Genomic DNA, 15,902 nt, shown 5'->3' with positions numbered 1-15,902 from the left:
CTTCGCGGTTTGCGAATAAAAAGAAGCGGAAGGGCTGCCCTGTTCAAGACCCCTTCCGCTTCCCCCTCATTCATACCCGGTACTGTTCGATCGTTACCCTTTTCCGCCTTGGAAAGAAGGATACTTGGTCATGCCTCCGTCGGCAAACAGCGTGATACCCGTCACGTAGCTGGATTCCGACGACGAGAGCCAGGCCGCAACGGCGGCAATTTCTTCGGGTTCGCCTACATAACCCATCGGAATCATGCTCTCGACCTGCTTTTTCTGCTCGGGATCTTCGAATTTCTTCTTGTTGATCGGCGTGTTGATGGCACCGGGTCCGATCGAGTTGACCCGGATGCCGTGCGGCGCGTACTCCAGCGCAAGCGTCTCGGTCATCATCTTGACCCCGCCTTTGCTGGCCGCGTAATGCACGAAGTGAGGCCATGGAATGATCTCGTGCACGCTGGACATGTTGATGACCGTGCCTTTGATGCCGTGTTCGAGCATATAAGCGATCGCTTCGCGGCTGCCGAGGAAATAGCCGGTCAGATTGAGATTGATGACCTCATTCCAGTCGTCAAGCGAGAGTTTGTGCGATTCGACTTCATTTTCCTTGCCGGCGTTGTTGATCATGATGTCGAGTCCGCCGAACGTATCGTGCGCGGCCTGGATCAGCTTCTTGACGCCTTCCTCTTCCGAGGAACTGGCCTGAACGGTAATGGCTCGGCCGCCCGCCTGTTCGATCTCCCGCACCATGTCTTCAATGCCTTCGCTGTTGCTGTGGTAGTTGATGACGATGTTCGCTTTCTCGCGGCCAAGCCGCAGAGCGATCGATTTGCCGAGGCCCGATGCGGCTCCGGTCACGATCACCGTTTTTCCTTGCAGGTCCGGATACATAACCATCCCTCCTCTTCTTCTTATTAGTACCCCGCTGTCCGCCGCAGAAACTTTCTTTTTTTGCTATCGTCTTTTCGGAAAAATTACCTCCCGTTAAGCTTGGGTTAATATTCGGCGGTTATAGTAAGGATAGACGGAAGCTTCAAACACCTCACACCCCGCACATAGACGGACGACTTCCATATAGCGGCATTTACACCGCAACCCATTCAGGAAAGCGAGGCAACTCCATGAAAACATTAAAAAAATCCGAACTGCCTGCCAAGTATCGCATCAATCTCAAACGAATCTGGATCGTCGGTACCCTGGCCCTCGGCATCACGCTCGGCAGCAGTCTCGGCGGCGGCAAAGTCGAAGCGGAAGCGGTCTATCGCGATACGCCTCCGGCCTCGAGCGACGAAACGGTCGGCAGCAAAGACGCTTTCCTGTACGCGCTCGGCGCGCAGGATGAGCAGCAGGTATACGATCTGATGTACGAAGGATTTTCGCTGGGCGAAATTGCCGTACTCGGCGGCGGCAGCGAAGAGCAGCTGATCGCCCTGCAGGTGCGGGAGCTGGAACAGCAGTTGGAACAGCGCCTGGCCGACGGCCAGATCAGCAAGGAAGCTTACATAGCGTACAAAGCCGAACTGCCGGAGATCGTGGCGGCGAGCTTAACGTCAAGTATGGCGGCAGAGTAACGGAAAGAGCCGGGACAGGTGCGTATCCGCACTTGTTCCGGCTCTTTTTTGTTTTTGGCGAGAAAAAGGTCTCCCGGCGCTTATTCCGCTATTCCGGGCCGCACCAATCGGATGCCCAGACGCTGCGTCAGACCTTCGAGGCAGTCCGCCATCACCCGGTTATGGTTCCAGACGAACGCCGGACGGAAAAAAGGCGCCCACATATTCATCCAGCGTTTCCTGGTGCGCACTTCCCACGTGTAGCGGACGCGGGTGCAGGCGCCGACCTGTTCGAACTCCAGCCGGCCGCTGCCTTCCAGGTGACCGGCCGCGCGCAGCTCGATCAGATGCGGACGGCGCTTCTCCACAATACGCGCGGTAAAAGACAGTTTGTACAGCATCCGCGTCCGGATCACGGTCAGATATTCGTCCCCGATCCCGTCGCCGGAAGTACCCGATTTCAGCTTGCAGATCGAACAGCCCCTCCACCAATCCGCCCGCTCCGGTTCCTCGATTAGTTTCCACAATTCTTCCGCACTCGTCTCCAGCATCCAGTCGCTGACGAATCGGTATCCGTTCATGGCTCCTCGCTCCCCGCCGCTTAAGTCTCTTCCCTTCATTAACGCCAAGCGAGGGAATTGAACATCCGGGAGCCTGCCGCTTATTTCGGGAGCCAGGGCCTTCCGAACCGCCTAAGCCGTAACCGGCTTAAACGGATTCGGGAGCCGGCTCCAATCCTGCTCCAGTTCCTCGTCCGTCAGCAGCGCCGCATCCAGCGACTGCTCGATCGCTTCCCGGTCCATGCCGATGCCGATCAGCACAAGCTTCGTCACGCGGTCGCCCCAGCGTTCGTCCCAATCCGGGGAATTCTCCAACGATTCGCCTTCGCCGAAATAGAAGTCCCGCTCTTCCGGCGTCAGCGCCGATACCCACATCCCCGCGCTCGTAAATTCTTTGGAGCTTCCGGCTTGGCTGAACGAATACGCTTTGCGGTTGTCGAAGGCCATCCAGACGATGCCTTTGGAACGCACGACCGATTCCGGCCAGCGTCCCAACCAGCGGCCGAAGCGTTCGGGATGAAACGGCACTTTCCTTTTGTAGACAAAAGAATGGATGCCGTACTCTTCACTCTCCGGCGTATGTTCTTCCTTCATTAATTCCTGAATCCAGCCCGCAGATTCGCTCGCCCGCTCGGAGTCGAAGCGTCCCGTGTTCAGAATCTCCGCCGGATCGACCTGCCCGTTGACGGAGCGAATGAACTTCGCCGTCGGCTGAAGGCTGCGCAGCACCTGTTCCAGACGGTCCAGCTCGGCCGGTTCCACCAGATCGCATTTGTTCAGAATCAGCACGTCGCAGAACTCCACCTGTTCGACCAGCAGGTCGACGATGCTCCGCCCATCCTCCGCCTCGACTTCCTGCCCGCGGTCCCGCAGCTTCTCGCGCGATTGGTAGTCGTTCCAGAACTCGGCCGCATTGACGACCGTCACCATCGTATCGAGCCGCGTCAGCTGCGTCAGATCGATGCCGTTCTCCTCGTCCACGTAGCTGAACGTCTGCGCGACCGGCACCGGCTCCCCGATTCCCGTCGATTCGATCAGAATATAGTCGAAGCGTCCTTCCTCCGCCAGGCGTTCCACTTCCGTCAGCAGGTCTTCGCGCAGCGTGCAGCAGATGCAGCCGTTCGACATCTCGACCAGCTTCTCGTCGATCCGCGACAGTCCACCGCCGCTTCGGATCAGATCCGCGTCGATATTCACTTCGCTCATATCGTTGACGATCACGGCGACTCGGAGCCCGGTTCGGTTGTTCAGGACATGGTTGAGCAGTGTCGTCTTGCCGGAACCCAGATAACCGCTGAGGACGGTGACCGGAATGCGGGAGTCTTTGTCGGTCTGCCTGTTAGAGAATTGGCTCATGGATGAATTCACGCTCGCTCTCATAAGTTATTTAATCGTAATTATTACGATTTAACTTTATGTATCTTAATCCTTTTCCGAATCCGCTGTCAACACTACCGCTACCTCGTTTGCATAACGGACACCGCGCTGTCCATATTGTCGGCCTATAATGAAAAGAGAAGCAAAAGGAGGGTGTCTATGCCAAGTTACGTATACGCGTCAAAAGAAGCGCTGACCGCCGCTATCCATGCCGCTTATCTCAAACTGGATGCCGAATACGACGAAATCTCCGAATCGGACAAAGACCTGCGGCTGCCGGATGTCGACCGGACGCCGGCCGAGATTCTGGCTTATCAGTTGGGATGGCTGGCGCGGGTACGAAGCTGGGAAGCGGAAGAACTCGCGGGCGGCACGCCGCAAATGCCTGCACCCGGCTATACCTGGAACCGGCTCGGCGAGATGTACGCGGACTTTTACCGGCAGTACGAAGCCTACTCGCTGACGGAGCTGCGGGCGATGTTCGCCCGGGCGGAAGCGCAGTGGCTGGCATGGATCGACGGATTAAGCGACGAAGAGCTGTTTGTCCAAGGAAAACGGCGCTGGACCGGAGAGAATCCCAACTGGCCGATGGCCCGGTGGATTCATATCAACTCGGCAGCGCCGTTCGGATCGTTTCGAAGCAAGATCCGGAAGTGGAAAAAGTCGAAATCTGCAGCCGTTTAACTCCTGCTTCCGCCCAGTCCCCACTGCACGGCGATCATCGCCGCAATCGCAACCATCAGAATCGCCAGCGCTGCCGTAAAGCTTCCCGAAGCATCATGCAGAGCACCGATCGAGAGCGGACCCATCGCGCCGAGAATATAACCGCCGCCCTGCGTCATAGCCGACCATCCTCCGGCTTCCTCCGGAGTGCGCGCTTCCGCAATCGGCAGCATCAGGGCCAGCGGGAACAGGCCTCCGGCTCCGAGTCCGAGCATAATGACCGCCGGGAGTACGGGCAGTCCGAGCAGCAGCATGCCGACGCCCGCCAGTTCAAACAATCCGCAGCCGATCAATACCGGTCTTGGGCTGCCCCACCGCGATACCAGACCCGGAGCGATCAACGATACCGGAATCTGGATGATCGTAAACAGGCTCAGGAATACCGCCGCCTGATCCGGCCGATAGCCGAAATTGATCGCAATCGGGGCGATCCAGGCGGTCACCGAGTAGAAAATTCCGGCCATCAGGCCAAAAAACAAAGTCAGCCGAATCGCTTTGCGATTGCGCAGAGGCAGTATGGAACGCGCCCGCCCTTTCGAGGGTGCACCGCGCCGGGCAAAGCTCCACCAGAGCGCCGCCGCCGCAATGCCCAGAACGGCCCAACAGGCCAACGCCGTATTCAGATGCTCTCCGCTCCGCTCATACACCGGAACAGACAATGACGAGGCCAGCGCCGCACCGACTGTCATCGAAGCGGAATACACGCTGACAACGGCAGGCCTACGGGGGAAATTCTTTTTGATAAAAGCGGACAGCAGCGGCCCGGCCAGACTGATCCCGATCCCGCCGACGACCGCCGTCGCAATCAGCAGAGCGACAGAGCTGCCCGCTCCCCGAAGGCCCGTCATGGCGGCAATCAGCAGGAGAGAAGCCCATATCGTTCGCTCCAGGCCGAGGCGGTCGCCGATCTTGGCCGCAAGCGGCGCGAACAACCCCATGCAGAGAACGGGGATTGTCGTGAGCAAACTGGCTGCCGCCCCGCTCATTCCAAGCTCCCGCTGAACCGTGCCCAACAGGGGAGCGACGGATGTCATCAAAGGTCTAAGGTTCAGAGCGGCCATGCCGATCGCCAGCAGCGTATAAAAGTTCTTCATCGTCTCGCCTCCCTATTTATTCGGATGGGTTTCAGTATAGGCAGGCTTCTCTCATTGATCAATTCTACTATTCTTATTAGAATGATAGTTAAAAACTATGATAGGGGCGAAATCCAATCATGGATACGCGCAGCATCCGCTATTTTCTGGCCGTGTACGAACAGCTGCATTTTACCCGGGCGGCCGAAGAATTGGGCATCTCCCAACCTACGTTAAGCCAGCAGATCCGCGTTCTGGAAGCGGAGATCGGTATCCCTCTGTTCGATCGGATCGGCAAAAAAGTCGTCGCGACCGAGGCCGGTAAAATGCTGAAGCACTATGGCACCAAGATGCTGCAGGCGGAAATGGACATCCAAACGGCGGCAACCGAACTCCGCTCGGGCAGCCAGGGCGAGATTCGGCTGGCTGCTCTGCCTTCGGATCTCGACTTCCGGTTGGTTCCGCTCTTCGTTCGGTTCAAGACCAAATATCCCGATACCCGCCTCAGGGTGATCTCGACGATTTTTGCGCATGAAGAAGTGCTTGGGCACAAGGTCGATCTGGGTATCGGCCTCCGGGGTCCGGCAGACGATCGGCTCACGCGTATTCCGCTTGGATCTGAGCCGTACTGCCTGTTCGTCCGCGCAGACAGCAAGCTGGCCCGAAGAAAACGGATTACGCTTGCGGACCTGCGCAGTCACCCGCTGGTGATGTATCCCAAAGGTTATGTAGGCCGCGATCTCGTCGACGAGACCTGCCGCAAACAGGGCTTCGAATTGTCGACGGTGATGGAGACCGATTCGGCAGTCTCGCTGCTGCAGCTCGTATCCGCCGGAATAGGCGCAACCGTACAGCCGGCCGGGCTGATCGGACAAAACGGAACAGACTACCCGGATATTGCCGCCGTTCCCCTGTCCGGAGAAGAACCGGTCCGGCATCTGGAACTGACTTATTACGCGGACCGGTTCCTTACCGGCGCGCAGCGGGAGCTGATCCTTTGGTTGACCGATTTTTTCGGGCAGATGAGAACTTTTCCCTGAATTTTTCGCGGATCGGGTCAACCTTTGGCGTTCGGAAGCGTCTATGAAGTAACGCTTGGCCCAACATAAGGAGGCATTTGATGAAAAAGCGCATCGTTTTGCCGATCTTCCTGCTGCTTCTGCTTCTGTCCGCCTGCTCTACCGACAGTACGCCGGACTCCGTTACCGAAGACAAAGACAAGTTTACTGCCGTCAAGCAGATCGAAGAGAGCGATTTTGAGCTTCGCTTGGTCGTCGACCGGATCAAAGAAGAAGATAATACTTTTACGCTGGAAGCCGGCATCCGCTATACGGGGGATCAGCCGGAAGTCAAGATTATGCACGGCGACCCGCTCTTTCTCGCAATCTTGACGATCGACGGCGAAGAAATCGGCGGACCTTTCGGCGTTAATACGATAGGAATTTATACACCCCTTATCGCGGATGAATGGCACACCGAAACGATCAGCTTGCAATCTTCCAAGACACAAATCAAGCAGTTTTACGAAAAAGGCGGAGACATCACGCTCCATGCCGGATTCAGCGCCGACGGCTACAAGCAGGAAGAGCTGGAAAACGCAATAGTGAGTCTGACAAGCGAAAATCTTCTTCCCTAAAGGTGTCCTCTCATTTTTGCCGGTGCGCATTCACAGAAAAAAGCTCCCAGGACCTAAGGCCTGGGAGCTTTTTTACCGTACGCGGCTTATTCATGCTTACTTTTTAGCCAATTTCAGAACCGTTTCATCCATCTGTTTGAACAGTTCTTCCTTCGTAATCTTCTTCGCTACATAAGCCTGCATCAGAGCGCCGAATTCTTGGTTCGTGCCGTCCGGCAGCTTAGGCCACTGCCAGCCCAGCGTCTTGTCGGCCTGTACGTATTCCTGGATGCCTGCGGCGATATCGCCGAGTTGTTCCGGTTCGTACGTGATGGACTTGAGCGCCGGGATAAATTTGAATTCTTCAACCGTGTAGCGTTTGCCCGTTTCGGAAGTGACCATCCAGTTGAGGAATTTCTTCGCTTCTTCTTTGTTCGCCGAAGCTTTGTTGACGACCCAGTTGTTTGGTACGCCGACGAAGATGTTGTCGTTCAACGCTACGTCGTCGTTGATCGGCATTGGCAGGATGCCGACTTCGATCTCCGGATCGATTCCGTCGATCTGAACCTGGGTCCAGTTGCCCTGCTGCGTCATTGCCGCCATGCCGGAAGCGAATTCCGTCATCTGCGTGTTGTAGTCGGTCGTCAGAGGACGATCGTTGCTGAATTCCATCGTCAGGTCGACCAGATCGAGCCACTGGTTGAAGATTTCGTTGTCTCCAACGGAAGTCTTGCCTTCTCTCCAGTCCGCGATGAACTTGTCCGGATCTTCCTGTTTAGCGTAAGCGTCATTGACCAAATGCTGGCCGATAACCCACCATTCCTGGTAGCCGTTCTCGAACGGAGTGATACCCGCTTCTTTGAGTTTTTGGGCCGCTTCGCGCAGAGCGGTAAGCGTCGTCGGAATTTCCGTGATGCCCGCCTGTTCGAACAGCGCTTTGTTGTACAGGAAGCCGTAGCCTTCGATATTCATCGGCAGGCCGTACAGTTTGCCGTCCATGGTCATCGGATCTTTGACGTTGTCGGTCAGATCGGCTACCCAAGGCTGATCGGACAGATCTTCCATCCGGTCTTTCCACAGCTGCGCTTCATTGTAGCCGCCGTTGTTGAAGATATCCGGTTCGTCGCCCGAAGCGAATTTCGCTTTGAGAGCCGCGCCGTAATCCGCGCCGCCGCCGACCGTTTCGATCGTGATGTTGACGCCGGTTTCTTTTTTGTACTCGGCCAGCAGTTTCTCCATCGCATCCGCGATTTCGACTTTGAATTGGAACATCTTGAGCGTCACGTCGGAAGTCGGCGTATCCGTTCCGGCTGCCGGTTCCTTGGTCTCGGTCGTGCCCGTCGTTCCGGTTGTACCGGCTTCCGGATTCGGCATGGCGCCTCCGCCTCCGCAGGCGGCGAGCAGCGAAATCATCAGCAGCAGCGCCATGGTGAGAAAGCTCGTTTTTTTCATGTGTACAGCCTCCCTTTTGTGTGTGTCGAAGCGATGTTGCGGTCTGGCAAAAATGGGACTTCTTCGCCTGATGGCCTTGCTCTTCCCAATCCTGCGGCCAGCGATTACAATAAGATTGCTTTTATGTGATATTGCGACTTGCCGGTGTGTGGGTCGTTCTTGTGCAGTCGGGAATCAGCCTTTGACAGCGCCGGCCGCGATGCCGGCAATGATATGCTTCTGGAGCGCCAGGAAGAAGACGATGATCGGCGCGATGCCCATCAGCAGTCCCGCCAGCGCCAAATCCCACTGCTTGGTATACTGCGAGAAGAAAGCGTTCGTCGCAAGCGGTATGGTTCGAAGCTCCGCGTTGCCTCCGACAATCAGAAGCGGCAGCAGGAAATCGTTCCAGATCCACAGCGTGTTCAGGATGAATACCGTCACAATCATCGGCTTAAGCAGCGGCACGACGATCCGGAAGAAGACGCCGAACGGCGAGCAGCCGTCCATGATTCCCGCTTCCTCGACTTCCACCGGCACCGACTTCACGAAGCCGTGGAACAGGAAGATCGTCAGCGAAGCGCCGAAGCCCAAGTAACAGATGATGAGGCCCGGCAGATTGCCCGTCAATCCCAGGTTGGCCGCGACCCGAACCAGCGGAATCATGATCGACTGGAAAGGGATAACCATCGCTGCGACGAAAGCCATGAATACGATATTATTGAAGCGGCTCGGGTGCCGGACCAGCCGGTACGCAGCCATGGAACAGAACAGCGCCAGCAGGACGTTCGCCAAGATGGTGATAACGAGCGAGTTGGTGAAAGCTTTCGGAAACTCAAGGATCTCCCAGGCCCGCGTAAAGTTGTCGAACGTGACGGTCTTCGGAAGGGAAGCCGAGTTCTTGAGGATATCGGCAAACTTCTTGAGCGAGTTCACGATCACAAAGTAGAAGGGAACTAGGAACAGCAGCGCCAGCAGGACCGCGATCACTTCAAGCAGCAGGGTTCGTGCGGAATATTTGCGACCCGTTTCCATTTAGGACTGTACCTCCCTTCTTTTCGTGAACCAGACCTGCAGCGACGAGACGGCGGCTACGATGACGAAGAACAGAAGCGCCTTCGCCGTGCCGAGTCCGTAGTTGCTGTTCGTAAACGCTTCGGTGTAGATATTGAGCGCAAGCGATTCGGTCGAGCCGAACGGTCCGCCGCGTGTCAGCGACAAGTTGAGGTCGAACATCTTGAATGCGTTGGACATCGAGAGGAACAAGCAGACCGTGATAGCCGGCATGATCAGCGGGAACGTGATGAAACGAAGTTTCTGTCCGTACCCGGCGCCATCGATCTCCGCCGCTTCGATCAGCGAGCGGTCGACGTTCATCAGGCCTGCGATATAGATAATCATCATGTAACCGGCAGCCTGCCAGACGAACACGATCACGATCCCCCAGAAGCCGGTCGCTTCCGTACCGAGCCATTCCAGGTTGAAGAATCCGATTCCGGTCGCTTTGCCGACAGCCGCAAAGCCGCGGATGAAGATGAACTGCCAGATGAAGCCGAGCAGCAGGCCGCCGATGACGTTCGGGATGAAGAAAAGCGTCCGCAGCAGATTGCGCATTTTGAGCGGCTGCACCAGCAGCAGAGCGAGCAGGAACGCGATCACATTGGTGAGGATCACGACCGCCAGCGTGAAACGAATGGTAAACCAGAATGAAACCCAGAATTTCGTATCCGAGAACATCGCGACGAAATTGCGTGTTCCTACCCAGTTGACCGTGACCGCTACGCCGTTCCAGTCCGTAAACGAGTAGTACATGCCCAGGAAAAACGGGATGACGACAATGACGACAAAGAAAAGCAGCGACGGACCCAGAAAAACGCTCTGCATCAGTAAATTCATCCAGCGCTTGCGTCCAGCCAAGATGGTGCACCTCCCGTTTCGATCTTTTTTAACCCATGCGTTTATTATATGCCGAATAAGAAAGCGCTAACATGGAAACAAATGACGAATACAGTGGACTATATTGACCTGCCGTGACATTCGGGTCCGGGAGAAAGGAGAGCCCTATGTTCCGCCAGTCTATCCGCAGCAAACTGATCCTGTTTCTGACGTTCGCCACCGCGCTTCCCATCCTGCTCTCCGCGCTCGTCGCCTACAATCTGACCAAAGAAAACGTCAAGCAGGGCGCGATCGAAGACAATGCCAGCCTGCTCTATCAGGGGCAGACGAACATCGTCAATTATCTCGACACGGTCAACAAGCTCTCTCTTCAGGTCTACGACGAGTCTGTCTACGGCGATACGCTGATCGATATTATCCTGTCGGGTTCCGACGAACTCGAAGCCGGCATCGACCAGAACGATGTCATGGGCTCTCTCCGGCGGACCTACTATGCCATGGACGGCATTTATCAAGTGTTTTTGCATATCGACAAAAGCAGCAACTCGTATCTGTACTTTGCCGGTAAACCGTATGGGCCGAGCCGGCAGGAGCAGCTTCCGGAATACCGCAAATGGAGCGTCCAGGCTTTCGCGGGCATGACGCACCGGGCCGGCACGTACCGGCTGCGGCCGGAGAACGAAGAGCGGTCGACGGACGTCTTCACTTTTAACCGCGTCGTATACGATATTCCGCGCAACGAGAAAGCGGGAATGCTGGCCATCGATGTGCGGATCGACTTCCTCCGCTCGCTGACCAAACGTCTGGCGGCGGAAGGCGAGCAGGTCTATATCGTGGACCGCGAAGGCAAGCTGATCGTCGGCCCGCCGGATCTGCTCGGCGAAATGCCGGAGATCGAAGGTTTGGACAATGTGCTGGATTCCTACTCCGAATCCGGCTACACCGTGCAGAAAGACGGCGGCTCCTTCCTTTTCTATGAGAAAATACGCAGCCCGCTCGCCGATTGGACCATCGTCAAACGCGTCGATTCCGGTACGCTGTACCGCCGCGAACGGCAGATCCTGCTGCTGAATGCCGCGGTCGGCGCTTTGTCGCTGATCGTAGTGGTTGTGGCGACGGCCTTTATCTCGCTCAAATTCACCCAGCCGATCCGCAAACTGATCCGGGGCATGCAGCAGGTCGAATCCGGAGGTCTGCCGATGGAACTCGAGACGAACCGGACCGACGAATTCGGCGTACTGTCGCGGCGGTTCGAAGGGATGGTGAGGCAGCTCAACGACTCGGTACTCAAGCAGTACCGGCTGGAGATCATGAACAAGACCAATCAGCTTCGGGCGCTGGAAGCGCAGGTCAATCCGCACTTTCTGAACAACGCCCTCCAGTCGATCGCGACCCTTGCGCTTAAGAAAGGCGACCGCGAAGTCTATGGACTGATCTCTTCGCTCGGCCGCATGATGCACTACAATATGCATGTAGGCGACGCCTTCGTACCGCTCAGCCGGGAGATCGAATACGTACAGGATTATCTGGGTCTGCAGCGTCACCGTTTCCGCGACAGCTTCCGCTTCTCGCTCGAGATCGAGCCGGAAGCGAGGCGGATTCAGGTGCCGAGAATGATTCTGCAGCCGCTCGCGGAAAATTACTTCAAGCACGCGGGCGAAACGTTCGAAAAAGAAGGCGTGCTGCGGATCCGGGCCTTTGTGCGCCGGAGCGGCGGCGCGCAGGATGCACAGGAGAAGGCGGACGATCAGGGCGGATTCGAAGGGTTCGGCAATCCGATCGAAGAACCGGGGGCCCACACCCTCTTCGATCCGTACAAGTCGCAGCCGGAAGATTCCGGCGCGGGCGGCAGAGCAACCGAATTGATCGTCATCGTAGCCGACAACGGTCCCGGGATCGAACCCGAGCTGCGGCGCGAACTGCAGGCTATGCTGGACCGGCCGCTGATCTTCGGACAAAACACCGAATCGGCGCATATCGGCCTGCGCAGCGTAGGCGATCGTCTGCGTTTGTACTTCGGCGATTCGGCCGCGGTATTCCTGAGCCAGGCTCTTGAAGGCGGACTGCAGGTGACCCTCCGGATTCCGCTGTTTGGAGAAGGCGATTTTCGGCCATAATGTATAAGTAGAAGATTTAATGCGGATAAGGAAAAGGAGACCAAACATGAAGGTACTCATCGTGGACGACGAAGCCCATGTCCGGGAAGCGATTCGCCTCCTGATCGACTGGGAACGCTATGAGCCGGCCGAAGTGCTGGAAGCGTCGAGCGGCCGCGAAGCTGTCGCAATGATCGAGCGTCACGCTCCCCACATCGTGCTGACGGATATGATCATGCCGGCCGGCGGCGGTATCGATCTGCTGGAATGGATCAGCCGCAGCGCGCCGGATACGAAGACGCTTGTCGTAAGCGGTCACGGCGATTTCGACTTCGCCAGACAGACGCTGCGTTACGGCGGCATGGATTATCTGCTGAAGCCGATCGACGCCGATCAGCTTAACGATTCGTTCTCGCGCGCGGTCCAGAGCTGGCAGATCGGCGAAGCCAGCCGGCAGCAGCTGCTTGCGCAGGCTATGGAAGTCAACCGCTTCAAGCCGGTCTATCGCGACAAGCTTTGTTCCGATCTGCTCGGCGCTCCCGCCGCGCGCGAGACGGCCGAACGGGAATTCGCGGGAGAGTTCGGGCTGGCCGAACCGTTCGGCATGGTGCGCAGCGCCGTCGTCCGCTTGTCGGAAGACCTCCCGCTGTGGCGCAAATACGCCGGACGCACCGAGCTGCTGTTCTTCACGCTGGCCAATGTGGCCAATGAAGTGCTCGGATACGGCCGCGACGGCTACGCGTTTCGCAACCTCGGCCGCGAGCGCGAGATCGCCTTGTTCTTCTGGAACGGCGCGGCGCATGCCGGAGAGAAGCTCGCCCTGATCAACGACGGGCTGGAAGCCGTGCTCGGCGAGCCGATGCACTTCGGCATCGGCGGCTGCTCGGAAGGGCTGGAAGGCGGCCTGCGAAGCTCGTATCTGCAGGCCGAAGAAGCGCTCAAACGGCTGCAACCGCAGCCTGCGGGCACAGCGGCACTCCCCGCAATGGCGCCCGCTTCGGGCAGTGCCGTTGAGGCGTACATTCATGCTTTTGAAGGCGGCTCTTCCGCTGGCGCCGCTATTATGGAAGAGATTGCGGCCCATATCCGCGAACATTACCGGGAAGACCTGACGCTGCAGGATCTGGCGGACCGTTTCTTCCTGAGCCGGGAATACATCTCGCGGCGCTTCAAACGGGAGTTCGGCGAGAACGTATTCGACTATCTGGCGAATGTCCGGCTGGAACGCGCCAAGCGGCTGCTGCTCGGCTCCGAGATGACCGTCGTCCGGATCGCCGAATTGGTCGGCTACCAGGACGAGAAGTATTTCAGCCGCGTATTCAAGAAAGCGACCGGCTGTTCGCCGAATGAATTTCGGCGGGGCTTCACGGGTTAAGGGGCGAAGTCCCGCCTCCTTGCGGAAGATTCGGGAGACCCGGCAGGATTCGGACAGACAACGCAAAAAGGCCGCCGGTTCAGCCGGCGGCCTTTTTGCGTATCCATCCGCTTTTGTCCGGAATTGGACAAAAGCTCCCGGATTCAAACGATCTTGAATTCCGGCTAGACTCGGAACTTTCCGATCTCGCCCCGCAGTTCGCTAGACAGCCGGCTCAGAACCTCGGCCGATGCCGAAACTTCCTGGATCGAGGCGAGCTGCTGCTCCGAAGCGGCGGCCACGCTCTGCGAACGGGCCGAAATGTCCCGCGACAGCTCGTTCATGTCCCGCTCGGAGATCAGCGTCTGCTCCATGCCGGCCGAGATATGCCCGACCGCGGCGGCCGCTTCGCGTACCCGCCCCGACATCTGTTCGAGCGAGTCGTAGATCCGGCCGAACGATTCTCCGGCCCGATTGGCTGTCTGCGCGCCGCTCTCGACTTCGCGCGAGCCGGCTTCCATCGCCTGCACCGCTTCCTGCAGCCGCGCGGCGATGCCCCCCAGAATCGATTCCACTTCCGAAGCCGCCGTTCGCGATTGATCGGCGAGCTTCTTGACTTCTTCGGCCACCACGCCGAAGCCTCTGCCGTGTTCGCCGGCACGGGCGGCCTCGATCGAAGCGTTCAGCGCCAGCAGATTTGTCTGTCCGGCAATACTGCCGATCGTTCCGACGATTTCCGCAATCCGCTTCGATTCGCGTTCCAGTTCATGCACGGCATCGGAAGAACGTCCGACCGTTTCCTGCGCCAGCCGCATCCGCTCTATCGTTTCCGCGATCAGCTTCGTGCCTTCCTGTGCCCCTTCCAGCGCGCCGACCGAAGTCCGCGCGACATCGGATGTCGTATCCGCCACGCGGCGAAGATGTTGGCCTCCGTCTTCGAGCGCCGCTTTGTTCTCGTTCATGCCCGCCATTTGGCGTTCCGCGCCGCCGGCTACGCCAAGAATCGCGGACGTCACATCATCAGCCGTCTGGGCAGCCTGCTCCGAATTCTTGAGCAGCGTCTGAGAAGCCTCGGATACCTGCTCCGAACTGCTGCCGATCTTCGCGATCAGACTGCGCAGACTGTTTTTCATGGCATTGAACGCTTCCGCCATCTCGCCGATCTCATCCTGATTTGTTACATGCAGATCGTCCCCGCGCAGATCTCCGGCCGCGATCCGCTTCGCTTCGGCGGCGATTCTCGAGACGGGACGCGCGATCTTGCGGCCGATCCCAACGGCGATCAGCGTGCCCAGCAGCAGACCCGCCGCAGCCAACACCAGGATAATCGTCTCGATGTTTCGTACGTCGGAGGCCGCGTCCGCAACCGAAGCGTCCAGCATCGAGCGCTGCAGGTCTTCCATCGCCTGCGAACGGTCCGCCAAGGCGTCGGCAAGCGGCACGCATTCTTCCTCGACGACCCGGGTGTAGGCTTCTAGGTCTCCGGCTTCCTTGAGAGCGATCAGCTTTTGGCCGACTTTGCCGTATTGGGTTTCGAGACCGGAGATCTCCCTCAGCAGCGCCTGCGACTGCGAGTCGGTCAGCAGAGCTTCCAACTGCTCCATTTTGCCGATTAGATTCGCTTGGTTTTGTTCAAAAGAATCCACATGCTGCTCGTTGCCCGTAATCAGGTATCCCCGTAAATTTTTGGCCTGTGCGGTCGCTTCGTATTTCATCTCCGCGATCGCCTGAATCTCCTGGACGCGGCGGTCCATCAGGCTCGCATAATTCCGGTGCACCTGTTCGACTTCGTAGAAACTGAAAGAAGCCAGAAACAGCGTAATCAACAGCACTCCGGCAAACCCCGCCTGCAGCCTTTTTCCGATCGTCATTTTCATTGTCGTTCATCCCGCCTTGTCTCTGAAGTTATAAGGGTGACCTTCTTCGTCGACAAGAGCAGAGAAGCAGCCGCATCGAGCGTGAACGGGTCTTTCGGTGACTATCCGCCTTATTTATACATAGTCAATTGGACTCATATATTGAATTTGAAACAATTATTTACGCCAAAACCGTTACCTAAGAATCATATACGCAGTTTCCGTGCGTTTGGATCACTTTGCCGCTTTTCCTTTTTTTCGCTTCCTTAAGGTCGCTTGCGGGTATAATGAACATACAGGGTGCAAAAAGCTCGGCCGGCCTACCGCCGCCCGGCACTTTCCGCCGAATCCGGCCGCCATGCCGGGTACGCGGATCGAGCCGA

14 protein-coding genes are annotated in these 15,902 nt (G+C 57.5%); 6 read left to right on the top strand and 8 right to left on the bottom strand.

The window, feature by feature from the left end; translation table 11 throughout:
• Nucleotides 1-93: 93 nt before the first annotated feature.
• The gene (locus HOP44_RS11405; protein WP_172253359.1) at nt 94-879 is read right to left on the bottom strand and encodes a glucose-1-dehydrogenase; all 786 of its coding nucleotides are present in this window, start codon (nt 877-879) and stop codon (nt 94-96) included.
• 230 nt (nt 880-1,109) lie between these two features.
• Here HOP44_RS11405 and HOP44_RS11400 point away from each other — a divergent pair, with 230 nt between their 5' ends.
• A complete protein-coding gene (locus HOP44_RS11400; protein WP_172253358.1) occupies nt 1,110-1,559 on the top strand; it encodes a hypothetical protein in 450 nt (149 codons plus the stop codon).
• Between the two features lie 80 nt (nt 1,560-1,639).
• Here the strand turns inward: HOP44_RS11400 and HOP44_RS11395 are convergent, their stop codons facing one another.
• Entirely contained in the window at nt 1,640-2,119 is a 480-nt protein-coding gene (locus tag HOP44_RS11395) for an SRPBCC family protein (RefSeq protein WP_172253357.1), read from the bottom strand.
• Nucleotides 2,120-2,230: 111 nt separating this feature from the next.
• Nucleotides 2,231-3,454: a GTP-binding protein gene (locus tag HOP44_RS11390; protein ID WP_172253589.1), complete on the bottom strand. Its 1,224-nt coding sequence runs from the start codon at nt 3,452-3,454 to the stop codon at nt 2,231-2,233.
• A 180-nt stretch (nt 3,455-3,634) separates the two neighbouring features.
• Here HOP44_RS11390 and HOP44_RS11385 point away from each other — a divergent pair, with 180 nt between their 5' ends.
• Nucleotides 3,635-4,159, top strand: a complete 525-nt coding sequence (locus tag HOP44_RS11385; RefSeq protein WP_172253356.1) for a ClbS/DfsB family four-helix bundle protein — start codon at nt 3,635-3,637, stop codon at nt 4,157-4,159.
• Here the strand turns inward: HOP44_RS11385 and HOP44_RS11380 are convergent.
• Entirely contained in the window at nt 4,156-5,292 is a 1,137-nt protein-coding gene (locus tag HOP44_RS11380; RefSeq protein WP_172253355.1) for an MFS transporter, read from the bottom strand. The two genes, HOP44_RS11385 and HOP44_RS11380, sit on opposite strands and share 4 nt — an antisense overlap.
• Before the next feature lie 119 nt (nt 5,293-5,411).
• Here HOP44_RS11380 and HOP44_RS11375 point away from each other — a divergent pair, with 119 nt between their 5' ends.
• Together HOP44_RS11375 and HOP44_RS11370 are read left to right on the top strand one after the other, a co-directional pair.
• Nucleotides 5,412-6,311, top strand: coding sequence for a LysR family transcriptional regulator (locus HOP44_RS11375; RefSeq protein ID WP_172253354.1), 900 nt, complete (start codon nt 5,412-5,414; stop codon nt 6,309-6,311).
• Nucleotides 6,312-6,391: 80 nt separating this feature from the next.
• Nucleotides 6,392-6,907, top strand: a complete 516-nt coding sequence (locus HOP44_RS11370; protein ID WP_172253353.1) for a hypothetical protein — start codon at nt 6,392-6,394, stop codon at nt 6,905-6,907.
• A gap of 96 nt (nt 6,908-7,003) precedes the next feature.
• Here HOP44_RS11370 and HOP44_RS11365 read toward each other — a convergent pair whose 3' ends face one another.
• The 3 genes from HOP44_RS11365 to HOP44_RS11355 form a co-directional block, all read right to left on the bottom strand.
• A complete protein-coding gene (locus tag HOP44_RS11365) occupies nt 7,004-8,338 on the bottom strand; it encodes an ABC transporter substrate-binding protein (protein ID WP_172253352.1) in 1,335 nt (444 codons plus the stop codon).
• A 174-nt stretch (nt 8,339-8,512) separates the two neighbouring features.
• The gene (locus tag HOP44_RS11360) at nt 8,513-9,352 is read right to left on the bottom strand and encodes a carbohydrate ABC transporter permease (protein ID WP_172200622.1); all 840 of its coding nucleotides are present in this window, start codon (nt 9,350-9,352) and stop codon (nt 8,513-8,515) included.
• Nucleotides 9,353-10,213, bottom strand: a complete 861-nt coding sequence (locus HOP44_RS11355; RefSeq protein WP_172200649.1) for a carbohydrate ABC transporter permease — start codon at nt 10,211-10,213, stop codon at nt 9,353-9,355.
• 167 nt (nt 10,214-10,380) lie between these two features.
• Here HOP44_RS11355 and HOP44_RS11350 point away from each other — a divergent pair, with 167 nt between their 5' ends.
• A complete protein-coding gene (locus HOP44_RS11350; protein ID WP_172253351.1) occupies nt 10,381-12,330 on the top strand; it encodes a cache domain-containing sensor histidine kinase in 1,950 nt (649 codons plus the stop codon).
• Between the two features lie 46 nt (nt 12,331-12,376).
• On the top strand, nt 12,377-13,684 hold the full coding sequence (locus HOP44_RS11345; RefSeq protein WP_172253349.1) for a response regulator: 1,308 nt from the start codon (nt 12,377-12,379) through the stop codon (nt 13,682-13,684).
• A gap of 164 nt (nt 13,685-13,848) precedes the next feature.
• On the opposite strand, the gene HOP44_RS11340 is transcribed toward HOP44_RS11345, so the two are convergent.
• Nucleotides 13,849-15,540: a methyl-accepting chemotaxis protein gene (locus HOP44_RS11340; protein ID WP_172253347.1), complete on the bottom strand. Its 1,692-nt coding sequence runs from the start codon at nt 15,538-15,540 to the stop codon at nt 13,849-13,851.
• Nucleotides 15,541-15,902: the final 362 nt, after the last annotated feature.

Origin of the sequence: Saccharibacillus deserti (genome assembly GCF_013618475.1) — a bacterium.
GTDB classification, from domain to species: Bacteria; Bacillota; Bacilli; order Paenibacillales; family Paenibacillaceae; genus Saccharibacillus; species Saccharibacillus deserti.
The sequence above is the reverse complement of the archived record's forward strand: the minus strand, read 5'-3'. Positions and strand labels throughout refer to the sequence as shown.